The 22449-nt window shown below is 72.2% G+C and carries 23 protein-coding genes; 9 read left to right on the forward strand and 14 right to left on the reverse strand.

Going from position 1 to position 22449, the window contains the following annotated elements; genetic code table 11:
* Positions 1–62: 62 nt before the first annotated feature.
* From SL103_RS21620 to SL103_RS21635, 4 genes are all read right to left on the reverse strand, one after another.
* Entirely contained in the window at positions 63–851 is a 789-nt protein-coding gene (locus SL103_RS21620) for a thioesterase II family protein (RefSeq protein ID WP_079145897.1), read from the reverse strand.
* A 121-nt stretch (positions 852–972) separates the two neighbouring features.
* Positions 973–2811 (reverse strand): non-ribosomal peptide synthetase, encoded by a 1839-nt coding sequence (locus SL103_RS21625; RefSeq protein WP_069570612.1) that lies wholly within the window; start codon positions 2809–2811, stop codon positions 973–975.
* Positions 2808–3818 carry a TauD/TfdA family dioxygenase gene (locus SL103_RS21630; protein WP_069570613.1) on the reverse strand — a complete coding sequence of 337 codons (1011 nt, stop codon included), beginning with the start codon at positions 3816–3818 and terminating at the stop codon, positions 2808–2810. Before SL103_RS21630 ends, SL103_RS21625 begins: the two co-directional genes overlap by 4 nt.
* A 341-nt stretch (positions 3819–4159) precedes the next feature.
* Positions 4160–5500: an MFS transporter gene (locus SL103_RS21635; protein WP_279631166.1), complete on the reverse strand. Its 1341-nt coding sequence runs from the start codon at positions 5498–5500 to the stop codon at positions 4160–4162.
* Between the two features lie 132 nt (positions 5501–5632).
* Between SL103_RS21635 and SL103_RS21640 the strand changes: the two genes are divergently transcribed.
* A complete protein-coding gene (locus SL103_RS21640) occupies positions 5633–6670 on the forward strand; it encodes a helix-turn-helix transcriptional regulator (protein ID WP_069570615.1) in 1038 nt (345 codons plus the stop codon).
* Positions 6671–6701: 31 nt separating this feature from the next.
* Here SL103_RS21640 and SL103_RS21645 read toward each other — a convergent pair whose 3' ends face one another.
* Both SL103_RS21645 and SL103_RS21650 read right to left on the reverse strand, forming a co-directional pair.
* The gene (locus SL103_RS21645) at positions 6702–8006 is read right to left on the reverse strand and encodes a condensation domain-containing protein (protein ID WP_244304001.1); all 1305 of its coding nucleotides are present in this window, start codon (positions 8004–8006) and stop codon (positions 6702–6704) included.
* 143 nt (positions 8007–8149) lie between these two features.
* Positions 8150–8854: a TetR/AcrR family transcriptional regulator gene (locus tag SL103_RS21650; RefSeq protein ID WP_069570617.1), complete on the reverse strand. Its 705-nt coding sequence runs from the start codon at positions 8852–8854 to the stop codon at positions 8150–8152.
* A 77-nt stretch (positions 8855–8931) separates the two neighbouring features.
* Between SL103_RS21650 and SL103_RS21655 the strand changes: the two genes are divergently transcribed.
* Both SL103_RS21655 and SL103_RS21660 read left to right on the forward strand, forming a co-directional pair.
* The gene (locus SL103_RS21655) at positions 8932–9885 is read left to right on the forward strand and encodes an MBL fold metallo-hydrolase (RefSeq protein ID WP_079145899.1); all 954 of its coding nucleotides are present in this window, start codon (positions 8932–8934) and stop codon (positions 9883–9885) included.
* A 99-nt stretch (positions 9886–9984) separates the two neighbouring features.
* Complete coding sequence (locus SL103_RS21660; RefSeq protein WP_069570618.1) at positions 9985–10812, forward strand: SCO6745 family protein; 828 nt, start codon at positions 9985–9987, stop codon at positions 10810–10812.
* 268 nt (positions 10813–11080) lie between these two features.
* On the opposite strand, the gene SL103_RS38880 is transcribed toward SL103_RS21660, so the two are convergent.
* Positions 11081–11233: a hypothetical protein gene (locus tag SL103_RS38880; protein ID WP_244304002.1), complete on the reverse strand. Its 153-nt coding sequence runs from the start codon at positions 11231–11233 to the stop codon at positions 11081–11083.
* Between the two features lie 73 nt (positions 11234–11306).
* On the opposite strand from SL103_RS38880, the gene SL103_RS39645 reads away from it, so the two are divergent.
* From SL103_RS39645 to SL103_RS21685, 5 genes are all read left to right on the forward strand, one after another.
* Positions 11307–11540, forward strand: coding sequence for a sigma-70 family RNA polymerase sigma factor (locus SL103_RS39645; RefSeq protein ID WP_432215404.1), 234 nt, complete (start codon positions 11307–11309; stop codon positions 11538–11540).
* Between the two features lie 21 nt (positions 11541–11561).
* The gene (locus tag SL103_RS21670; RefSeq protein ID WP_069570620.1) at positions 11562–11816 is read left to right on the forward strand and encodes a hypothetical protein; all 255 of its coding nucleotides are present in this window, start codon (positions 11562–11564) and stop codon (positions 11814–11816) included.
* Positions 11817–12213: 397 nt separating this feature from the next.
* Positions 12214–12690, forward strand: coding sequence for an apotyrosinase chaperone MelC1 (gene melC1, locus SL103_RS21675; protein WP_069570621.1), 477 nt, complete (start codon positions 12214–12216; stop codon positions 12688–12690).
* 40 nt (positions 12691–12730) lie between these two features.
* Positions 12731–13549: a tyrosinase MelC2 gene (gene melC2, locus SL103_RS21680; protein WP_069570622.1), complete on the forward strand. Its 819-nt coding sequence runs from the start codon at positions 12731–12733 to the stop codon at positions 13547–13549.
* Positions 13550–13747: 198 nt separating this feature from the next.
* Positions 13748–14602 (forward strand): helix-turn-helix transcriptional regulator, encoded by an 855-nt coding sequence (locus SL103_RS21685; RefSeq protein ID WP_069570623.1) that lies wholly within the window; start codon positions 13748–13750, stop codon positions 14600–14602.
* A gap of 85 nt (positions 14603–14687) precedes the next feature.
* Here the strand turns inward: SL103_RS21685 and SL103_RS21690 are convergent, their stop codons facing one another.
* The 4 genes from SL103_RS21690 to SL103_RS21705 all read right to left on the reverse strand — a co-directional run bounded on the left by SL103_RS21690 (position 14688) and on the right by SL103_RS21705 (position 18604).
* On the reverse strand, positions 14688–15677 hold the full coding sequence (locus tag SL103_RS21690; protein ID WP_069570624.1) for a glycine betaine ABC transporter substrate-binding protein: 990 nt from the start codon (positions 15675–15677) through the stop codon (positions 14688–14690).
* A 392-nt stretch (positions 15678–16069) separates the two neighbouring features.
* Positions 16070–16525, reverse strand: a complete 456-nt coding sequence (locus SL103_RS21695; RefSeq protein WP_164492878.1) for a hypothetical protein — start codon at positions 16523–16525, stop codon at positions 16070–16072.
* Positions 16526–16622: 97 nt separating this feature from the next.
* Positions 16623–17861, reverse strand: a complete 1239-nt coding sequence (locus tag SL103_RS21700) for a cytochrome P450 (RefSeq protein ID WP_079145900.1) — start codon at positions 17859–17861, stop codon at positions 16623–16625.
* Entirely contained in the window at positions 17858–18604 is a 747-nt protein-coding gene (locus tag SL103_RS21705; protein WP_069570626.1) for a TetR/AcrR family transcriptional regulator, read from the reverse strand. Before SL103_RS21705 ends, SL103_RS21700 begins: the two co-directional genes overlap by 4 nt.
* 190 nt (positions 18605–18794) lie before the next feature.
* Here SL103_RS21705 and SL103_RS21710 point away from each other — a divergent pair, with 190 nt between their 5' ends.
* Positions 18795–19253 (forward strand): MarR family winged helix-turn-helix transcriptional regulator, encoded by a 459-nt coding sequence (locus SL103_RS21710; protein ID WP_069573994.1) that lies wholly within the window; start codon positions 18795–18797, stop codon positions 19251–19253.
* A gap of 51 nt (positions 19254–19304) precedes the next feature.
* Here the strand turns inward: SL103_RS21710 and SL103_RS39280 are convergent, their stop codons facing one another.
* The 3 genes from SL103_RS39280 to SL103_RS21725 form a co-directional block, all read right to left on the reverse strand.
* Positions 19305–20624: an IPT/TIG domain-containing protein gene (locus SL103_RS39280; RefSeq protein WP_279631167.1), complete on the reverse strand. Its 1320-nt coding sequence runs from the start codon at positions 20622–20624 to the stop codon at positions 19305–19307.
* Positions 20625–20790: 166 nt separating this feature from the next.
* Positions 20791–21543 (reverse strand): IPT/TIG domain-containing protein, encoded by a 753-nt coding sequence (locus SL103_RS21720; protein ID WP_069570627.1) that lies wholly within the window; start codon positions 21541–21543, stop codon positions 20791–20793.
* Positions 21544–21680: 137 nt separating this feature from the next.
* The gene (locus SL103_RS21725; protein ID WP_244304003.1) at positions 21681–22310 is read right to left on the reverse strand and encodes a hypothetical protein; all 630 of its coding nucleotides are present in this window, start codon (positions 22308–22310) and stop codon (positions 21681–21683) included.
* Positions 22311–22449: the final 139 nt, after the last annotated feature.

The following is a 22449-nucleotide window of genomic DNA, read 5'->3' on the forward strand; positions in this document are numbered from 1 at the left end:
GGTGTCCTTTCAGGCGAAGCGGGGAGGGGCGCCGAGCCGCTCGGCTCGGGCCGGGGGTGCGCTCAGGCGGAGGCGCCGGTCGGCGCGGTGGCGAGCGCGGGGATGTGGAGCGGCAGCCGGCGCCAGATCTCGGGGGTGTAGAAGTGCCCGCCGGGCAGGGTGACGTGGCGGTACGAGCCGAGCGCGACGCGGCGCCACTGGTTTCCGGCGTCCTGCTCGATGACGTCGTCGTCGGTCGCCGAGAGCATCTGCACCGGGACGCTCACACTGGCTCCCGGCGTGTAGCGGAAGGTGTCGCGGACCTGGATGTCCGCCCGCATGAGTTCCACCGCCATCTCCTGGAGATCGGGGTCCTCCAGGACGTGCGCCGGCATCAAGCCGTTGGTACGCATCCAGTCCAGTAGCGAGGTGTCCGTGTCCTGGCGGGCGGGGAACATGTCGCGGGGTGTCAGGCCGCGGTCGGGCGCGTTGCACGAGGAGACGACCAGGGTCTCGGGCAGCGGTCCGCCGTCGCGCTCGATACGGGCCGCCACGTCGAACGCCATCCAGCCACCCATGCTGTGGCCGAACAGGATGTACGGCCCCTGGACGGCGGAGAGGACGGCGGCGGTGCTGTCGGCCGCGAGCTCGTCCCAGTCCGTCGCGCAGGGCTCCAGGAACCGTCCCTCGCGGCCGGGGTAGCAGACGGCGGTGAGGGCCACGTCCGCGGGGAGGCAGTCGCCCCAGGCGTGGTACGGACCGGTGCCGCCGCCGCAGAACCCGAGGCAGATGAGCGTGCGCGAGGTCTGCTCGGTGCGCTCCTTGATCTGGATGACAGTGGTGTCCTGTCTCCCGTGCATGTGTCCGGCCATGATGGCTCGCTTCCTCTTGCTGTCGTGTTCTGGTCGTGCGAGGGGGTGCCCGGGCGGTGCCGCCCACCGGCGGCGCGGCAGTGGCCGGCAGGCCCGTTGCCCGCGGGGCCGGTGGCGGCGGTCAGCCGGCGGCGCGCAGCGTCTCGACGTGCCGGGCGAGGTCCCGGAGCTGCGGGTGCCGGTAGACCTCGCGGGTCGACATGGCGATCCCGAACTGCTTCTTGAGCCGGGCCACGACGCGCAGCGCGATCAGCGAGTGGCCGCCCATGGCGAAGAAGTCGTCATCGGCGCGGACGCGGTCACGGCCGAGCACCTCGGACCACACGGCCGCGATCAGCGTCTCGACCTCGCCCTCGGGTGCGTTCTCCCGGTCCCCGGCCGTCTCCGCGGCCGCGGTCGGGTCCGCCTCGGGGGCGGGCAGGGCGGCGAGGTCCACCTTCCCGTTGACCGTCAGCGGCAGCGCTTCGAGGCGGGTGTACACCGTCGGGAGCATGAACTTCGGCAGCTGGGTGGCCAGTTGCGCGCGCAGGTCCTCCGCGGTCGGCGGGCCGTCCACCGCGTCCGATGCCACGAAACAGGCGACGAGTTGTTCGCCGGCGACCGAGCCGTGGTGCAGCGTGACCGCGGCGGCGGAGACGGCCGGGTGGCGGGTCAGCGCGGCCTCGATCTCGCCCAGCTCGACGCGGTGGCCCCGGATCTTTATCTGCCGGTCGATGCGCCCCAGGTACTCCATGGCCCCGTCCGCGCGGCGGCGCACCTTGTCACCGGTGCGGTACATCCGGGTGCCGTCGGCGGCGAAGGGGTCGGCGACGAAGCGCGTCGCGGTCAGCGCGGGCCGGTTGACGTACCCCAGGGCCACCTGGGGGCCGGCGAGGTAGAGCTCCCCCGCCACGCCGTCGGCCACCGGGCGCAGGTCGAGGTCCAGGACGTGGGCGCGGACGCCCGGCAGCGCGGGGCCGATGTGCGGGGTGCCGCCGTCGATCCAGGTGGCGGCGGTGTCCACGGTGCACTCGGTGGGTCCGTACAGGTTCAGCGCTTCGAGCCGTCCGGCGGCGCGTTCGGCGGCCAGCTCCCGCCAGGTGCCCTCGGGGACCGGTTCGCCGCCCATGAACAGGCGCAGGGCCCGCCCCTCGGCGGCGCGTGCGAGCAGCTCGTCGCGGAGCAGGGGCCAGTGCGAGGGGGTCAGGTCGAGGTCCTGCACGCCGTGCGCGTCCAGGGCCGCGATCAGCCGGGCCGGGTCGGTGCGCTCGTCCTCGTCGAGCACGACCAGGGTGTCGCCGCGGCACACCCGTGCCCACTGCTGGACCGATGCGTCGAAGGAGACGCTGGCGTTCCACGCCACGACGCGCGGCTCCGGGGCGTACATGCCGGCCTCCTCCAGCGCCGCCACGAGGGCGGCCACGCCGCCTCGGGTGGTCTCGACGCCCTTGGGGGTGCCCGTGGAGCCCGACGTGTAGATCACGTAGGCCGGTGCGTGGGCATCGACGGGTACGGGCGGGGCCGGACGCCGGTCCGCCGGCGCGCCGGGCCGGCCGACGGTGAGGAGGCGCACACCGGACGGCCACTCCCCCGCGGCGGCCGTGGTCACCAGTACCCGGGCCCCGGCGTCGCGCACCATCGTGTGCCGCCGCTCGTCCGGGTACGCGGGATCGATCGGCACGTACGCGGCACCCGCCCGCCAGACGGCCAGCAGGGCGACCACGAGGTCGGCACCCCGGGGGAGGCTGACCCCTACCCGGTCGCCGGGCCGGACACCCGAGCCCGCCAGCGTCTCCGCCAGGTCGGCGGTCGCCGCGTCGAGTCGGGCAAAGCTGAGCGCGTCGTTCCGGTCGCGGACGGCGATCCGGTCCGGGCCGGCCGCCACGGCCTGCCGGAGGCGGGACAGCAGGTCGACGGGCCGGCCGCGGCCGGGTGCGACGGTCGCGTCGAGGCCGTGCGGGCCTTCCAGTACGCCGGTCACGCGGCCTGCTCCTCTCCGGCGGGGGCCACGGTGGGCCGGCATTCCTCCAGGGCGACCGGATCGCCCATGGCGACGACGATGCGGCGGTCACCGCGGAAGGGGTCGCGGCCGTGGGTGGCCAGGACGTTGTCGACGAGCATGATGTCGCCCGGCTGCCAGTTCCGTCGGAGCGTCGCGGCCTCGTAGGCGGCGTTGATCGTCTCGATGTCCTCGCGGGTCAAGGGTTTGCCGTCGCCGAGGGTGGTCTCGAACGGCAGCCCGTCCACGCCGAATTCGTCCTGCAGCGTCTCGCGGACCTCCTCGTCCAGCGACCACGAGTTCCAGAAGGCCATGTGGTTGAACCAGACGCCCTCCCCCGTTTCGGGGTGGTGGATGATGCCGGGGCGCAGCTGCCGGGTGCGGAGCGCGCCGGAGTCGCTCCACTCGCAGGAGAGGAGGTTGTCCTCGCAGTACTTCTCGACGTCCTCGCGGTGCTCGGTGGCGAACGCGGTGCGCCAGTCCAGGGAGATGTGCTCCGAGTAGTTGCGGGTCAGCACCCATCCCGCGGTGCGCATCCGCTCGACCAGGTCGGCGGGGAGCAGACGCAGCACCTCGCGGCAGTCGGCGACCGGCGTCGCGCCGCCCTCCTCGGGGGCGGTCAGGCAGCCGAACAGCAGCAGACCGGGGAAGGTCAGCGTGTAGCTGTTCTCGTTGTGCATGCGGATCGCCTGGTTGGGCGGCAGGTCGGTGGAGGAGTACACCTCGTTGCCGTAGGTGCTGCGCGGGGTGGCCTTCTCGCGGTAGGGCGTGCGCCGCGGCACGAGGACGTCCCGCACCTTGGCGAAGTCGTCGACGTCATGGACGGGCAGGCCGCGGAGGAACAGCGCGCCGTGCCGATGCAGCGCCCCGCGGAGCTCGGAGTCGACCGAGGTGAGCCAGGCGCACGCCTCGGCGGCGTCCGCGAACTGCGGGGTCTGCGTGGTGGCCGGCTTTCCGGTCTCGATGGTCCAGAAAAGGGAATCGCTCATCGTGAGGCGCGTCCTGTCGTGTGGTTTCTGGTTGATTTCCTGGTACGCCGATCGATCCGGTGGGTCATCCCCATCCGGTGTCGCGCTCATCGGTCAGTTCGCCGGGCACGGCCGGGGGGAATGGGCCTAAATGCATGGGGGTTTCTCCTACTTCCTCGGGAGGGACTTTTCCCGACCGGCCGCACGGGGCTCGGTCACCGGATTCGGTGGCAGGTCGACGGAGTTCACGCTGGCATCCGAACAGGCCGTTCACCAGGGCGGCCGAGGGCTGATATTCACGTCTGTCGCATAGACGAGAGGGGGGCAAAAGGTGCATACGACGCAGCGGTGCGGTGCCTGCCTCAGGCCGTCGCGCCCGCGCGCGTCGGCAGGTCGCGGTGGCGCCTGATAGGCGAACAGAGCAGGATCAGTGCGCTCAGCGGGATGCCCGCGATCATCAGCCACAGCGTCGGGCGCACCCCGAACCAGGTCCCCAGCGCCCCGGCGAGCAACGCCCCCAGCGGCAGGGTGCCGCAGTTGAGGAACGACGAGCACGCGGAGACCCGGCCGAGCACGTCGGCCGGGCAATAGCCCTGCTGGAAGCCCGCTTTGATGACGTTGCCCGCCACCACCCCGACCGAGACCGAGGCGTAGCCGATGACGAACAGGGCCAGTCCGGCGGCGTCCCGGGAGGTGAGCGCCATCAGCGGGGCCAGTGCCGGCACACCGATTTCGAACAGCAGCAGCGCCCGGGCCGTCCCGAACCGCGTCACGCCCCGGCGCACCACGAGGGCACCCACCACACCGCCCGCGCCGCCGACGGCCACCAGCACGCCCACCCCGCTGTCGGTCAGACCGACGTCGCGGACCAGGAACACCACGAGCAGCGACTGGTATCCGGCCAGGAACAGGTTCGAGGCGGCGCCGAAGAGCGTCAGGCTGCGCAGGTACGGATCGCGTGCCACCAGCCGGACGCCCTCGCCGACCTCCCGGAACAGCGCGCCCCGCGCGCGTTCGACGGGGGGCGCCGACGGCTCCCGGTACCGGATCCGGGCCACGCACAGGAAGGAGATGAGGAACGTCGCGGCGTTCGTCAGCATGCCGTTGACCGACCCGGCGACCTGGGCGATCAGACCGCCGGCGCCGGTCCCCGCGATCTGTGCGGCGGAGGCGCTGCCGTGCAGCTTGGCGTTGCCCTCGGCCTGGTCGCCCGGGCCGACGATGCCGGGGAGGTAGGCGGTGTACGCGGTCTGGAAGAAGACCGCGGCGGTACCGGCGAGCAGCGCGACCAGCAGCAGCCGGCCCACATCGAGGGCGCCGAGCCAGTAGGCCAGCGGCACGCACACGAACAGCACACAGGACACGGCGTCGCTGCAGAGCATCACCGTCCTGCGCGGCAACCGGTCCACCCAGACGCCGGCCGGCAGACCGATCACCAGCCAGGGCACCCAGCTGGCGGCATTGAGCAGACTGACCTCGAAGGTGGTGGCGTGCAGGACGGAGACGGCGACCAGCGGCAGCACCACACCCGTGACCGCCGCACCGAATTTCCCCGCGCTCTCGCCGCACCACAACCTGCGGAAGTCCGCATTCCGGCGCAGTAATCCGCCCCCCGCGGGACGCTCCGCTATTCGCCGCCCGCGCTCTTTCCGGTCGCGGTCGGCCACTTCCTCTCCCGGGTCGTCCCGCTCTCTCACCGCCATGCGGGCATTCCCGTCTGCTCGACGTTGACCGGTTGTTGACCGGGCATGTCTAGGCTGCCCTCCGATCGGGGGATGACTCTGGTACGGCAGGGGTGGGCCATGAATACCTCACGCTCAGTCAGTGAAATCAAGATGAGCCAGGAAGCCTTGGATGTCTTCGAATTCGCGGCGGACCGCACCGTATTCGGCATCGAGGACCTCGCAGCCGTCGGTCTCGACGCCGACGAAGCGGAACGGGCCGTCAAGGAACTCGCGGGCCTGCGGCTGCTGTCCTACGCCGAGGGGTCCCCCGGACGCCTCGCCATCGTGCCGCCGAGGATCGCCGCCAACCGGCTGCTGCGCCCCATGGAGCGCGAGGTCCGGCACCAGCAGGACGAGATCGAGCGGTTCCGCTGGATGTTCGAAACCCTGCTCCCCGCCTACGAGTCGGGCCGGGCGCGGGACACCGACGCGGCACACGTCGAGATGGTCGACGACCTGCGTCTGGTCGAGGAGCTCATCGAGGAACTGACCCTGAACTGCCGTACGGAGGTGCTGACCGCGCAGCCCGGCGGGGCACGCTCGCCCGAGTCGCTGCGCGCGGCGCTGGAGCGGGACCGCCGGATGCTCGCGCGCGGCGTCGCCATGCGCACCCTGTACCAGCATCCCGCCCGCTACCACCAGCCGACGATCGACCATGTGCAGCGGATGACGAGCCTGGGGGCGGAGGTCCGCACCCAGTCCGAGGGCCTCTGCCGGATGCTGGTGTTCGACCAGCACGCGGCGCTGCTCGGCGTGCCGGACGACCCGCGGGCGGCCCTGCTCGTCCGCGAGCCGCGGCTCATCCACAGCATGCGGGTCTTCTTCGACTGGGCCTGGCGCGGCGCCTCGCCGTTCCCGCTCAGTTTCGACGCGACGTCGGCCGTCCGGATCTCCGGTGAGATCCAGGAGGCGATCGTCGCCATGCTCGCCGAAGGGCTGGAGGACAAGTCCATCGCCCGACGGCTGGGCATGTCGGTCCGCAGCTGCCAGCGTCATGTCGCGGAGGTCATGAAAGTGCTCGGCGCGAAGAGCCGCTTCCAGGCCGGCTTCCTCATCGGCCAGTCCCGGGCCCGCCCCGCGGACGGGGCGCCCGCCGGCACCGCGCCGCTGGCGCTCCCGGGTCCCTCGCTCCCCTCCCGCCGGGAGTGACGGCGACGGCCCTCCGCGCCCGGCCGGCGCCTCATCCCGGTCGTCGGGCCGGCGTAGGCAGGGGTGCCCCGGGGTCGGCCGCGGCCAGTTCCACCACGAGGCGGCCGAGGCCCTCGGCGTGGCCGTCGGTCTCCGCCACCGAGTACGTGGCGGGGTTGGCCTCCACGCTCACCGTCGTCCCCTCGCTCGGCGACCGTACGTCGAAGAACAGGCTGAGGTCCGGTACGGGGCCGGTGGTCAGCGTGCGGACCGAGCCCCGGGCCGCGCCCAGGCGCAGGTCGCGGTCAAAGTTCACGACGTTCACCAGCGGCCCCACGCCGGGCGGCGCCGCCGGGCCCGCGGCGGTGGCCAGCGCCCGGCGGAACTCCTCGTAGCGGTACCGGTGATGGCGCATCGCCTGCCGGATCCGGCCGTCCGCCTGGGTGAAGGCGTCCCGTACCGAGGCGTCCGGCGCCACCGGCACCCGCAGCGGCAGGATGTTCGCCAGCGGCGCGACGACGCCGCGCAGCGCGCGGGTGGAGCGACCGCCCACGGAGCAGCCGAAGGTCACCTCGTCCGCTCCGGTGACCTGCCGCAGGTACAGGGCGGTGGCCGCGATCAGGAAGTGCGCCGGCGGCACCGCGAGCCGCTCGCTCTGTTCCTGGACCGCCGCGACCGCGGGCGCCGGCAGGTGGCGGCGGCCCTGGAGGGCCGCGGAGGCGGGCGGCGCGTCCTCCCGGAGCCGTCCGGTGGCCGGCCAGGCCGCCGCCTCCTTCGCCCAGAATTCCTGGTCCGAGCGGTACGTCCGCCCGGCGGCGTAGGCCCGGTCGTGCTCGACGGCGACGGTGACGGGCTCGAAGGGAGACGGCTGCGGGCAGGTCCCGCCGTGCAGCGCGTTGTAGAGGTCAGCCGTCCGGCGGGCGAGCGCGGCCAGGCCGTGGCCGTCCGCGACGATGTGGTGAACGCGGCGGTACCACAGGTGGCGGTCGGCCGACACCTTGATCAGGGCGGCGCCGGTCAGCGGACCGGTGGTGAGGTCGACGGGCCGGGCGAGGTCGGCGTGCATCCAGGCCACGGCCTGCGCGTCCGGGTCGGCGGCCGCGCTCAGGTCCAGGACGTCGAAGTCCCACTGCGCGGGCCCGAGTTCCTGCACCGGCGTCCCGTCGGCCGCCATGACGAACCGTGCGCCCAGCGATCCGGCCTCGTCCACGGCGGTACGCGCCGCCTGCTGCAGCAGGGCCGTGTCGAGAGCGCCGGTGATCTCGTAGTAGTCACCCACGTTGTAGGCCGTGCCCACCGGCTCCAGGATCTGGGAGATCCAGATCTCCAACTGCCCTGCTGTCAAAGGGACTCGCACGTTTCCGCTCCAGACGCCTCGGGACCGTCGTCGACCGACCCTGTCATCCGTGGTGAGCTGCGCACAGTCCGTGGTGGGGGTGGTGTTTGCGCCTGTCGTGGACCCGAGGGGGCACACCGGCCGGCAGCGGCGGGCAACACCCCTCATCGTTCACGAGGACCCCCTTCGTCGTCGGCGCCACCGCGCGGCTCACGAGCGGCGGCCCGCTGCGCCAGGCGAACGGTGTGGGCTGAGCGGGCTTGCGGCCGGCCGCCGGGCTCCGCCTCCTCCTGCGCGAGCCCGTTGAGGACGGTCCGGACCAGCCGCTCCGCATGGAGGTCGACGGCCGTGCGGTCGTCGAAGTGAACGAGGCCGTCCACGAGGAGGGCGGCGAGCCCGTGAATCGCCGCCCACAGGAGGAACTCGGCCCCCTCACGGGCGGACGGCCGCAGCGTGCCGGCGTCGACGAGCCGATCGAGCTCCCCGGCCAGCACGTCGTGCGGGTGCACTGCCACGCCGCCCGCGGCGTCTCCCGCGTCGAAAGCGAGGCGGGCCACTGCCGGGCCGTCCAGTGCCCAGGTGACATAGCCGCGGGCGTAGGCGACGAGGCGCCCCTGATCGCCGTCCGGCGCTTCGTCCACGGCGGCACTGAGACGTGCCCCCAGCCTGTCCAGCACCCGTGCGGACAGCGCGCCGACGAGCTCGTCCCGCGAACCGAAGTGGTGGTAGGCGGCGCTGGGGCTGACACCGACCCTGAGCGACGCCTCGCGCAGCGACCATCCCGCTGCGCCCCGCTCACCCACCAGGGATTCCGCCGCGTCCAACAGGGCTGCTCGCAACTCCCCGTGGTGGTAACGATTTTTGGCCATGCACAGATCTTAACGGCGTTCAGATTGCTGCTATCTTCGATCCCGACATCTGAACACTGCTCAGATAGGAGTGCCTCATGTGCCCCACGTGCCCCGAAGAGCCCTCTCCGCAGGCCGCAACGCCCAGCGACGCGGTAGCGCCCGACCGCCGGGACGCACCCGCTCCCCTGGTCCGGGGCGAGCCGATCGAAGTGTCCGACGGCGTCTTCGTGATCTCGGACAACCGCGTGCCGATCGTCCCCAACATCGGCATCGTCATCGGTGATCACGCCGCCCTGGTCGTGGACACCGGGATCGGGCCTCGCAACGGGCGGTACGTCCTGGACCAGGCCAAGCGGTTGGCCGGAGACCGGCACCTGTACGTGACCCTCACCCACTTCCACCCGGAGCACGGCTTCGGGGCTCAGGCGTTCAAGGGGGCCGCGACGATCATCTACAACGCCACGCAACGGACGGAGCTGCGCCACAAGGGAGCCGCCTACGCGGAGATGTTCCGGGGGCTGAGCCCCGCGGTCGCCGCGGAACTTGCCGACGTCCGGTTCGTCGAACCCGATGTGACGTACACAGGGGAGGCGGAGGTCGACCTCGGCGGCCGCACGGTGGCACTGCGCGAGGTGGGCCCGGCGCACACCCTCGGCGACCAGATCGTCCTCGTCGACGACCGCGTCCTGTTCGGCGGCGACCTGCTGGAGAACCGCATGTTCCCGATCGCCCCGTACTTCCCGCCGCATGACACCGATGTCGACGTACGTCGCTGGATCACCGTGCTCGACCAGCTCCTCGACCTCGACCCCGCGATCGTCGTTCCCGGGCACGGGGAGGTCGCCGACACGTCACTGATCAGGGACGTCCGGGACTACCTCGACCATGTGGGCACCGAGACGGCCCGCCTGCGCGCCCGCGGCGCCACCGCCGACGAAGCGGCCGACGTCATCGGCGAGGACGCCGGCTCGCGCTGGAGCACCTGGGAACATCCCGAATGGACGAACTTCGCCGTACGGGCCTTCTACCACGCCCTCCCCACCACCTGAGGTACGGGCCCGACGAGCCGGGCCCCCGCCGCCCTCCGCCGGCCCGATCCAGCGGCCGGTACCGCTCCGCGGGGCGCGCTCGCAGGCATGATGGAGGCCATGACGCACGCCGCACGCCGCATGTTCGAGCTCCTGGAGCCGATCTGCCTGGTCACCTTCCTCGCCGACGAGTGCAACGAGGAGCTGGCCGCGCTCGGCCACCGCACCTACTGGGACGGCTACTTCGCCAGCCGCGCCGCGCCGCTGGGGCGGGTGCCGGCGCAGGTCGTGCACGCGGCCTTCTACAACTTCGCCGAAGGGGAGGCCGCGCGGCACATCCCGAGCGCGTGGGAGACGATCCCGCCCGAGGCGTCCGTCGCGGCGCGGGAGCGGGGCAGCGCGGCCTCCCTACGGCGGATCCTCGGCGACGAGCTGGCCGGCTCGCCGGGCCTGGTGCGCGCCGCCGACCTGACCACCAAGGCCGCTACGCACGCGCCCACGGAAGGCCGGGTGATGTACGCCGGGATGCGCAGCCTTCCGGTGCCGAGCGATCCGGTCGCCCGGTTGTGGCACTCCGCGACCATGCTGCGCGAGCACCGCGGTGACGGACACATCGCCGCTCTCGTCGGCGCGCGCATCGGCGGCACGGAGGCCCATGTGCTCGACGCGCTGGCGCAGGGCATCCACCCGCCGGAGTCGTTCGGGCGCCTCCATCACCTGCCGAAGGAGCGGCTGGCCGCGGTCATGGACGGCTTGCGCGAGCGCGGGCTCGTCGACTCCGACGGCCGGTTCACCGACACCGGCCGCGAGACCAAGCGACGCGTCGAAGCCCTTACCGACGAGCTCGCCGCCCCGCCGTACGACGCCCTGTCCCCCGCCGAGCTCGACGAGTTGGTCGCCGAGCTCGAACCCCTCACCGCGACGCTGGTGGCCGCGGGGTCGCGGTGACGAGCGACGACTGACGGGACGAGGGGTCCGCCGTCCGGTACGGCGACGCGCACCGAAGTGACGCAGGTCACTTCGAAGTGTCTGCAGGAGTCGCGGGGCTCGTCCCTCTTATGAGCATGGACGCGAGGGAGCACTTTGACGACGGGGCCGAGCCCAAGGGTGAGGTCGGCCCGGAGGAGAGGCGTCAGCTCGGCGCAGGGGACGGCACCGCGGCCGGGGAGCGGCCGGCCCTCGCCTTCCAAGCGGCGGCGACGACACTCGCAGCGGTCTACGGCACCACGCAGTCGCTGGGCTGCACAGCCTTGACGGCCGTCGTGGGCGCGGCGATGGTCTGGAGCAGGCGCTGGCCGAGGGAGGCGATGACTCGCCTGTTCGCCCGCTGGGCGACCGTGGAACAACCGCGGGGCTGGGTGCGGACCACGGCTCAACGCGTAGCGGTGGAAGCCCGTAAGCGGGAGGCGCAGGGTCGGGCCCGTGCGAGGGACGCTGCCCGAATGGACTGTCGGAGCCCGGCAGGAACCCGGTCCGTTGCCGCGGAAACGCAAGAGGTCCTCGACTTGTTCAGGTCCCTCCCGCGACAGCAACAGGCGGTCATGGCTTGGACGTACGACGGGTTTTCCCCTGCGGAAATCTCGCAGATCCTGGGGATTCCCAGAGCTACGGTTGACTCCCACCGGCGTCACGCACGCATCCGACTCAAAGAGATCTTGGGCAAGACGGTCGAGTGAACGTGCAGGAGGCGATCGCGGATGAGCGGCCTGGAGGCTGAGGAGTTCGAAGCGTGGGAGACACGCGTCGTGGACGAGATCGGTCCCGCGCTGACGAACGCCTCCGAGACCGACGAGGCCCTTGGTTCGATCTTGAGGACTCGGCGCACGGCCCTCTTCGTTGACGAGATCGAGCGGGAGGAGCCGGCCGACCTGCGTCGCCTGGCACGGGAGCTCGGCGTCACTGACGACGCGGACAGAGCGATGCCTTCATCACGCAGCTGGAAGGCCCGCTGAGTGAGCGTTTGCACCTTTGGCCGACAAGAAGCCCTTGGCGCTCAAACCCCGTACGGCCCTGAGCCCCTGCATTCGCGCCGAGTTGCCGGCGTGCGGCCCCTCGCGGCTGCGGGGGCCGGGGAAAAGGATCTGCGGCGGAGGGTGGCCGACATCGCGGAATATCCGGTTCCGGAGCGCATCGCGACCGGGCACGAGGACGATCAGCGCCGTTGAATTCTGCACCTCCGCTTGGGTGTTGACTCGTTCGTTGCCTGCTTCGCCGGTGCAACTTGATGATCCGTTCGTCCCTGACAGCATGTGGCGGCGCGGGCCGACCGTCGGCGCGCCGGCTTCCGCCCTCCGCTGCGGCCCTGCCCGGAGGAGGGGTCCGGAGTCGAGACGAACAGAGGAGTGGAACATGTCGCGTCCCACCCGTCGCCAGGTGCTGCACGGCAGCGCCGCGGCCCTCGCCGGAGCGGCGCTCGCCGCACCGGTCGTGTTCCCCGGAACCGCTGCCGCCCGCCCCGTGGACGGCCACGGCAGCTCGGCAGGATCCGGGGACGCCGGTGGTCACGAGATGCCGGATCCGTTCGACGAGATGTACGAGGGCCGCCACATAGAGGGGTGGCCGGCCGACGAAGAGGGCTCTGGTGCCGGAGCACGTCGAGGCCCGGGTGGCGGCGGGACCCACCGCGCCGGGCGGGCCGCTCCGCACGAGGGAATGGACTTCGTCGTCCGCATAGACAACGACGACCTCCATGTGATGCGGAACGCGGACGGCACCTGGGTGAGCCTGGTGAACCACTACGAGACGTTCGATACGCCACGCGCGTTGGCGCGCGCCGCCGTTCGCGAACTCAAGGGTGCCGACCTGGTCCCCGTCGTCACCGGCTGAGCCCCGTCCCGGCCCGTCCCCCCACCGAGGAGTCCTCGACATGGCAGTCCGGAAAAACCAGGCGGACCTCACCGCCACCGAGAAGCGGAACTTCGTCGACGCGGTGCTGGAGCTCAAGCGCAGCGGCCGCTACGACGAGTTCATCAGCACGCACAACGCCTTCATCATCGGCGACACCGACGACGGGGAGCGGACCGGCCACCGGTCACCGTCGTTCCTCCCCTGGCACCGCAGGTTCCTGCTGCAGTTCGAACGAGCCCTGCAGAGCATCACGCCCTCGGTCACGCTGCCCTACTGGGACTGGACCGTCGACCGCAGCCCGCGCAGTTCGCTGTGGGCCGACGACTTCCTCGGCGGTGACGGGCGGAGCGGCGACGGGCGGGTGACCTCGGGGCCGTTCGCCTTCGGCGGCGGCAAGTGGCCGATGAACGTGAGGGTGGACGGCCGGACGTTCCTGCGCCGCTCGCTCGGCACCGGGGTCCGCGAACTGCCGACCCGGGCCGAGGTCGACCGGGTGCTCGCCATGAGCGTCTACGACGCCGCCCCCTGGAACAGCTCCTCGGACGGCTTCCGCAACCACCTCGAAGGCTGGCGCGGGCCGAATCTGCACAACCGGGTGCACGTCTGGGTCGGCGGGCAGATGACCACCGGGGCGTCGCCCAACGATCCGGTCTTCTGGCTGCATCACTGCTTCATCGACAAGCTCTGGGCCGACTGGCAGGCGCTGCACCCGCAGTCGGGCTACCTGCCGACGGGCGACACACCCGACGTCATCGACCTCCACGACACGATGAAGCCATGGAACGACGTCACGCCGGCGGACCTGCTGGACCACAGCGCGTTCTACACCTATGCATGACAGGTCCCTGACAGGCAGCCCGTCGCGAGGACGCTGACCACCACGTCACCGGGGACGGCCGGCGGGGACGGGCCCGCCGGCCGTCCCCGCCCGTCCCCGCCGCGGAACTTCGGCCGCGGGGACGCCGCCTTCGTAGGCAAGCCTGCGGGGGACTGTCAGTACCAGGACCGTCCGGGCAGGACGGTGCACAGTGGTGTCATGGCAACCACGGAGTTCGGGCGCACGGTGCGCTGCTGGCGCGACCGGGCCTCCCCTGAGACGGCCGGGCTGCCCGCCGGCGGCCAACGGCGCACGCCCGGGCTGCGCCGTGAGGAACTCGCCCTGCTGGCAGGGATCTCGGTCGACTACGTCACCCGTCTCGAACAGGGCCGGGCAACCAACCCGTCGGCACAAGTCGTCGAGGCCCTCGGCCGGGCGCTGCGGTTATCCGGGGCCGAGCGAGAGCACCTGTTCCGTGTCGCCGGCCTCGTACCGCCCGGGCAGGGCACGGTGCCCGCGTACATCACGCCGGGCGTGCACCGGATGCTGGACAGGCTGACCGGCACGCCCGTCGCCGTCTCCGACGCGGCATGGACGCTGCTCCTGGCCAACCCGCTGTACACGGCCCTGATGGGTGAGTGGCACGGCAGCGAACGCAACGCGGTGTGGCGCAACTTCCTGGGTTCGGAAAGCCGTGTCCGGTACACCCCGCAGGACCGACGCGCGCTCGACGCCGTGCAGGTCGCGGAGCTGCGTGCGACGGCGAGCCGGTATCCGGCGGACCGGCGGCTGCGGCGGCTGATCGCGGAACTGCACGCGAACAGCGAGCGATTCGCCGCACTGTGGGACTCCGGAGCCATGGCCGAGCCGCACGAGGTGTCCCGCAAGACCGTTGATCACCCGCAGGTGGGCGCCGTGACGCTGGATTGCGACGTGCTCAGCGTCACGGGCGGCGACCTGCGCATCATCATGTACACGGCCGAACCCGGCACCCAGGACGCCGAACGCCTTGCGCTCCTCGCCGTCGTCGGTACCCAGACCTTCCCCGGCCAGGGCGCGTCGATCGGCTCATAGTGTCCCGGCCCTCCGGACGGCAGCGTCCACGCGAGCGGCAGGGCGCTCTCCTGCCGCTCGCCGGACGCTCCTGCGAATCCGTCCGTCAGCCTTCCCGGATGAAGCCCTCCCGCACCAGCCAGTCCTTCGCCACCTCGTGCGGGTCCTCCCCGTCCACGTCCACCCGTGCGTTGAGCCGCTGGGCCTCCGCCCCCGTCAGCCGCTTGGTGATCGGGGTGAGGAGGTCGGCGATGGCGGGGTACTTCCTCATCGTGGCGCTGTTCATCTCGGGTGCCGCGTTGTAGTTGGGGAAGAAGTGCCGGTCGTCCTCCAGCACCTTCAGCTTGAGTTCGGGAATGCGGCCGTCGGTGGTGGCCGCCACGCCGAGGGCGCAGGACGCGCCCTCGGCGACCTGGGTGTAGACGACGCCGTCGTCCATCTTTTTGAAGTTCCCGCGCCGGAGGGCGAATCCGTACGTCTTCGCCACGCCCGGCAAGCCGTCGTCGCGCACCGAGAACTCGCTTCCGCCGCAGATCGTCGCCGCGCCCGGGTCCTTCTTCGTCAGACGTGCCACGTCGGAGAGTGTGCGCAGCCGGTACTTCTGCGCATTCGCCTGGTTCGCGACCAGCGCGTAGGTGTTGTTGAGCGGGGCGGCGGGCAGCCAGGTGACGCCGTTGCGGCGGTCCTCCTCGCGTACGGCCTCCCACTGCCCGTACGGGTCGACGACCGGCTTGGTGTGACCGAGGTAGGTGATCCAGGCCGTGCCGGTGTACTCGTACATCCCGTCCGCCGCACCGGACTTGACCGCCTCCCGGGCACCGATCGAGCCCTGGATGTTCGTCCGGTCCAGGACTTCCGCGCCGGCCGCTTTGAAGACCAGCCCCATGATCTGGCCCAGGATGATCTGCTCGGTGAACTCCTTTGATGTCACGGTCAGTTGGGCGCCCTCCAGTGGCCGCCCCTTCCCGACGGAGCCGGGCCGCACCGAGTCGGCCAGCGGGCTGCCGCTGGTCAGTCCGCAGCCGCTCAGCCCTGCGGCGGCGAGCAGCAGGGCGCCCGCGCCCGCGACGGCCGTCCGTACCCGGGCCCGGCGCATCAGTCCACCTCCAGGGGTTGCGGGAAGACGGCGCCGGCGTGCTGACAGGCACCCACCAGCAGCTGCTGGCCGCGGGTGCCCTGGTGCTCCCAGAAGGTCACTTCTCGGTCCCTCCCTCAAGGCCGGTCCTCCAGCGGTCAGCGGTCCGTACGGCGCCTGCCGCGACGCCCGGCGCGCCGGTGGAGGGATCCGGAGCGGCATCGGATTCTCCGACGTGATCGCCGTCGAGGCCCGCACGATGCCATCGAACCCCATCATCCGGTCGATCACGCACTGCAAGTCGGCATTCGAGCGTGCCACCGAACGGCACAGCATGTCACCACCCCGTCTGCGGCGAGGGCGCAACTGCCCGGCGCTCCGTGCCCGGGACCGGCGCCCCGGACGAAGCCCGCCTAGGCGCGGGCGTCATCCGGGGCAGGCACCAGCAGGAGGCGGTGGAGGAGCGGTCCGAAGAGGGTGACGGCGATGGTCAGTCCTGCCGCGACGGCGAGGTCGGGGTGGTCCACCGCGCCGTCCAGCACCTGGCCGGCGCCGAGCGCCAGAGCGATCAGGGCGCCCTTGGCGACGGCCAGCCGGGCGAACGACAGCCGCGGCCGGGGTCCCGGATGCCGGGCCGTCCGGCGCCGCCGGACGAGGTGCAGCAGCGGGGCGGCGACGAACAGGAGGACCAGCAGCTTCAGGGCGTGCTCCCACAGCGGCTCCCCCTGGTTCAGGGCCCAGACGCCCCCCATGACGAGCCCGGCGACGAGGTAGGGCCTGACGAGACGCGCACTGCCCGGGCCGGGGTCCCGGCGGACGGGCCCCGGACCCGTGGGGGCAGGCGGACGGTCGCGCGTAGGGGCGGGCATGGCTGCCTCCGGCAGGCGCTGAGGTGATGAGGTGACGGCGCGGCGAGGGGGGCGGGGCGATGCGGCGCCGGGCTCACGGTCGGCCGGCGCCGCCACGTCAGCCGAGCGAGAGCGGAAGGCTGCGCAGGCCCCGAAGGGTGATGTGGTCCTTCCACTCGGGTTCGCCGGCCAGCGAGACCCGTGGGGCGCGTTCCAGCAGCATCCGCAGGGCGATCCGGGTTTCGAGGCGGGCGAGCGGGGCGCCCAGACAGAAGTGGATGCCCTGGCCGAACGCGAGGTGCCGCACCGGCGTGCGGCCGATGTCCAGCCGCTCGGGGTGCTCGTACGCCGCGGGGTCGCGGTTCGCCGCGCCGATCAGCAGCAACAGCGTGGTGCCCGCCGGGACCGGGACCCCGGCGACCTCCGCGTCCTGCAGGGTGAAACGGACGGTGAGCTGGACCGGCGAGTCATAGCGCAGCAGCTCCTCGACCGCGTTGTCGGTCAGGTCCGGCTCCCTGCGCAACCGCGCCAGCTGGTCGGGGTGGCGCAGCAGGGCGAGGGTGCCGTTGCCGATCAGGTTGACGGTGGTCTCGTGGCCGGCGATCAGCAGCAGTGTGCAGGTGGCGAGCAGTTCGTTCTCGGTGAGCTTGTCACCGTCGTCGTGCACGCCGACCAGCGCCGAGAGCAGGTCGTCCCCCGGCGCGCGGCGACGCTCGACGACCAGTTCCCGGAGGTAGTCGGTGAACTCCTGGCGGGCCCGGGCCTCCTGTTCCGCGGCGCCGGGAGGCAGCAGGAAGTCGGGCACGAGCGCCCGCGCCACCGCGTGCGACCACGTCAGCATCCGGTGCCGGTCGGCCGTGGGTACGCCGAGCAGTTCGCTGATCACCGCTACCGGCAGGGGTGTGGCCAGCCCCTCGATGAGGTCGACCGGCCCGGGCGCGCCCTCCATGGCGGTGAACAACTCGTCGGTGAGCGCTTCGATCCGCGGCGCGAGACGCTCCACCCTTCGCCGGGTGAAAGCCTGGGAGACCAGGGCGCGCAGCCGCGTATGACCGGGCGGATTGAGCCCCAGGAATCCGCGCACGGGGCGGCCGTCGTCATCGACCAGGACCTCGAGGGCCGGGCGGGCCCGGCCGGTGAACCGGGGATCGTCGCTCTCCGCGTGCCCGAACCGGCCGTCGCGCAGTACCGCGGCGCAGTCCTCGTACCGGGTGAGCACCATCAGCTGCTCGTCGAGGCGCGCGAGCGGGGCCTGCGAGCGCCAGCGGGAGTAGAGCGGGTAGGGGTCGGCCTGGTTCCGCGGGTCGAGCAGGTCCTGCAGCGAGGGCAGGGTGGCCGTGGCGTCGGCGGGGTTCATCGTTTCTCCTCGGGCGGTTCGGCGGTGGTGGTGTCGTCCGGGGCCTCGCTGCCGCGGAGGTCGGTCGCGGTGCCGGCCAGGACCTCGGTGTCCTGGGCGCCGGCTGCGGTGCCGTGCGCGGCGATGCCGGCGAACAGCCACCGCATCGCCTGGCCCAGCAGCTCGTCCGGCACGCTGGCCGGGTCGATCCGGCGCTGGCGCAGCAGCCCCTGGAAGAGCGCCATCGCGATGGTGGCGACCGCGTCGGCGGACACGGCCGGGGGCGCCCCGATGTGGTCCAGCGCTTTGCCCATGAGGCTCGCCAGCTCGGCGCGGGGTGCGCGCAACTCCTCCGCCAGCGTTTCCAGCAGCGGGGGGTTGCGCACCGCGTAGAGCCAGAACTCGGCCTGGAGCGGGGCGAAATCCGGATCCTTGTCGGCGGCGTTCGCCAGCAGTCGGCCGAGTGCGGGCACCGGGTCGTCACCGGTCTGCGCATCGGCCACGATCTTGGTCGCCCGGGACACCTGCTCGCTGGCGCGTTCCTTCAGCAGCTCCACGAACAGCCGGTCCTTGCTGCCGAAGTTCGAGTAGACCGCGCCGATGGAGAACCCCGCCGCCTCGGCGATCTCCTCCACGGACGCTCCGGCGAACCCCTTGCGTGCGTACGTCCGCGCCGCGGCGTCCAGCAGCAGCCGCCGGGTACGGGCCTTGGCCTCCGCTCTGGTCGGCCGGCGGTTCGGGGTGGGGTCGGCATGCGCGCTCATACCTTCCACGGTATAGATAGTGCTCACTATGTCAATAGCGAGCACTATCTGAATGGCCCGCGGCCGCATGCGCCGGCCCCGCCCCGCTCCGGAACACGGATCTTGATCGATCGCCCTTGACCTCAAGTCAGGTTGACTTTCTACGGTCGATGTCGTCGAACCAGAGCAGGAAGTGACGGAGGGACCGGTCGTGCCGTACTCGCACCGCGATGCCGAGTTGATACAGCAGCCCATCGGCTACTGGAGCTGGGCGGCCTACAAGGCCGTCGTCACCCGCACCCGGGCCGCTCTCGACGCGATCGGCACCACGCAGCCGCAGTGGTGGGTCCTCGCACAGGTCGCCCGCGCCGGCACCGCCAAGACCCGCGACGAGGTCTCGGGCATCCTCAGGGGCTACCTCGACACCGGTCCGGAAGCCATGGACTCGGAGATCGACGAGACCGTCGCACAGGGCTGGATCACCGAGGACGCCGAGGGACGTCTCGCCCTCACCGCGGAAGGCAGGGCGTTCCACGACAGGGCCGCGGCTCTCCAGGGCGAGCTCTGGGCGGAGCGGCACGCGGGCATCTCCGACGAGGAGTACCTGACCACGATCAAGGTGCTCCAGCAGTTCATCCACAACACGGGCGGGCACGCCTGGCACCACTAGGACCGGCCCGACGGGTCGCGGCCGGGTGGCGCGTCGCCGGTCTGCTGGGCCTCAGACTGCTGGTGCGCCGACCCGGGTGTACCCGGCCGGCGCGCTGGTGCCGCCCGGAGTGACGACGGTGACGTTCACCGGTCCGACGGCTCCGGGTGGCGCTTCGGCGACGACATGGGTGCCGGAGACGACGGTGAACGTCGCGGGCGTCGTACCGAAGAGCACCCGGGTGGTCGGGCCGAGGCCGGTTCCGGTGAGGGTGACGGTGTTGCCGCCGGAGGTGGGGCCCTGGCCGGGGCTGATCCCGGTGAGGGCGGGGGCCGGCACACAGGCGTAGGAGACGGCGTTGCTCGTCCCGCCGGCCGTGCTGACGGTGACGTCGACCGGCCCGGCGGGTCCGGCCGGGGCCACCGCAGTGATCAGGGTGTCGGAGACCACCGTGAACGAGGTGGCGGCGGCGTTCGCGAAGCGCACCGCGGTGGCCTCGACGAGGTGGATGCCGGTGAGCGTGACCGTATTGCCACCGGAGAGAGGTCCGGCGGCCGGGGCGAGGGCGGCGAGGACCGGGGCGCTGACGTAGAAGTAGGAGCTCTGCAGGGTGCTGGTGCCGCCAGGGGCGGTGACCGTGACCGGGACCGCGCCGGGCGCCCCCGGAGGGACCACCGCGGTGACCGTGGTCGGCGAGACAACGGTGAACGACGTCGCCGGGGTGGAGCCGAAGGTGACCGCGGTGGTCGAGGTCAAGCCGTTCCCGGTGAGGGTGACGGTGTTTCCGCCCGCGGTGGGGCCCTGGTCGGGGCTGACGGCGCTCAGCGCGGGGGCGCCGGAATAGGTGTAGGAGAGGCCGTTGCTGCTGCCGCCGGCGGTGGTGACGGTGACCTGCACGGTGCCGGTGCCGGGTGGCGCGACGGCGGTGATGCGGCTGTCGGAGACCACCGTGAACGAGGCCGCCGCGACACCGCCGAACCGCACCGCACCGGCCGCCGCCAGACCCGAACCGGTGAGGACCACGGTGGTACCGCCCGTGGCGGGGCCGGAGTTGGGGGTGATCGCGGTCAGGGACGGTGCCGGGCCGAGCCCGTAGCTGAACATGACGAACTCGTTGCTGGTCCCGCTCGGGGTGGTGACGGTCACCTGGACCGTCCCGGTACCGGGCGGGGAGGTGGCGCTGATGCGCGTGTCGGAGAGGACGGTGAAGGAGGTCGCGGGGGTGGCGCCGAAGCGTACGGCGGTGGCTCCGGTGAAACTGGTGCCGAGCACCGTGACGCTCGCCCCGCCCGCGGTGGAGCCCGTGGCTGGGGAGACGGAGCTGACGGTGGGCGCTGAGGAGGTCAGAGGCCGCGCGTCGGAGGCGGGCGTCGAGCGTGCGGAGCCGGACACGGCCGGGTTCCTTCCAGGAAGGCGAGCCCTCGTCCGGTCTGCGGGGAGCGAGGCCGGGGCGGGACTCTCGACACGATGCGAGGACCCGGCCAGGGGAAGGGCGGCCCCTGCCCGGGGAGGTGCGGTGACGCGGGTGGTGCGGACGGCCGCTACGGCCTGGCGTGGATCAGATGCCGGGCGCGGAGAGGTACGTGAAGCCGGCGGGGTCGACGACGGTGCCCGCGCTGGTGGTCACGGCGACGTCGGCGGGACCGCCGGCACCGTCCGCCGTGGGCGGGCTGACGGCCGCCACGCTCGTGTCGCTGATGACGGTGAACGGAGCCGCCGTCGCGCCGAAGACGACCGACTGGGTCGTCGCGAGGTTGGTGCCGGTGATGGTCACCACGGTGCCGCCGGAGGCCGGGCCGGACGTGGGGGCGAGCGCGGCGATCGTGGGCTCGTCGATGTAGGTGTACGTCAGGCCGTTGTTGGTGCCGCCCGCGGTGGTGACGCTGACGCTCACCGGCCCGGGGCCGGTGCCCGCGGGAACGGTGGCGGTGAGCTGGCCGTCGTTGACCACGGTGGGCGTCACGGTGGCGGCTCCGAAGTGGACCGCGGTGGCGGTGGACATCCCCATCCCGTTGATGGTGACGGTACCGCCGCCGGCGGTCACCCCCGAGAGGGGCGACAGGCTCGACTTGAACGGGGCGCCGATGTAGAAGAACAGCAGCGGATTGCTGGTCCCACCGGGGGTGGTCACGGTCACGGGGACCGAGCCGGTGCCGGACGGGCTGGTGACGGTGACCGACGTGGCCGTGTTGGCGGTGATCGTCGCCGACTTGGTGCCGAAGTGCACCGCGGTGGCGCCGCCGAGGTTGCTGCCTGTGATGGTGACCGTGGTCCCGCCGCCGGTCGATCCCTGGCTGGGGCTGATGGGCATGGTGCTTCCTCCTGTGACGAAGTGGGTGAACGCGGTGCCGGACCCGAGACCGGACGGCGGGGGCCGCCGGCGTCGAGGGGCATCCGGGCCGGCCGAGGCGTCCGGGGCGTACCGGACCGCCCCGCCGGGCCCTGCCGTCAGGTGCAGCCGGGAACGCTGCCCGACGGAGCACAGTTGTCCGGGGCGTTTCCGCCGACCGTGCTGGCCAGCAGGTTCGCTCCCCCGGAGTTGACGTAGATTCCGCCGCCTCTGGTGGTGGCGGTGTTGCCGGAAACGGAGCTGGTGGTGAGCGACACGGAGCCGTTGTCGGTGTAGATCCCGGCTCCGGCGACCGCGGTGTTCCCCGTGACGCCGCTGGAGACGAGCGAGACCGTGCCCCCCAGGTTCGAGATCCCGCCTCCCGGATAGGGCGGCACCGCGCTCCCACCGCTCACGGTCACCCCCACCATGCTCAGCCGGCCGCTGGTGCCGGGGACGTTGGCGGCCCCCTCGACCTCCAGGACCCGGAAGGCCGGGGCGCTCGGGTCACGCGTGACGGTGGAACCCATGCCCACCAAGGTGATCGGCGAGGTGATGGGCGGCAGCCCCACCGGTCCGGCCGGGCCACTGCCATGGGCGCGGGTGAGCCGGTACGTGCACAACGGCAGCAGCAGCAAGGTGTCCCCACCGGCCGCGTTCGCCGTGGCGATGGCGTCCACCAGCGAGCTTTCGCTGCACAGCACCGGGGTCTGGGCCCGTGCCGTGGCCGGGAAGGCGGTGAGACCCACCGTCAGGGCACCGGCGCCGGCAAGGGAACACAAGGTACGTACGCATCGCATGACGCCCCCGGGAGAGAGGTGACGCGAGCCGCCGTACCGGCCTGCGCCGGCCTGAGGCGCAGGCCGGTGAACGTCCTCTCCCGGGGAA

This window comes from Streptomyces lydicus (assembly GCF_001729485.1).
Lineage (GTDB): Bacteria > Actinomycetota > Actinomycetes > Streptomycetales > Streptomycetaceae > Streptomyces > Streptomyces lydicus_D.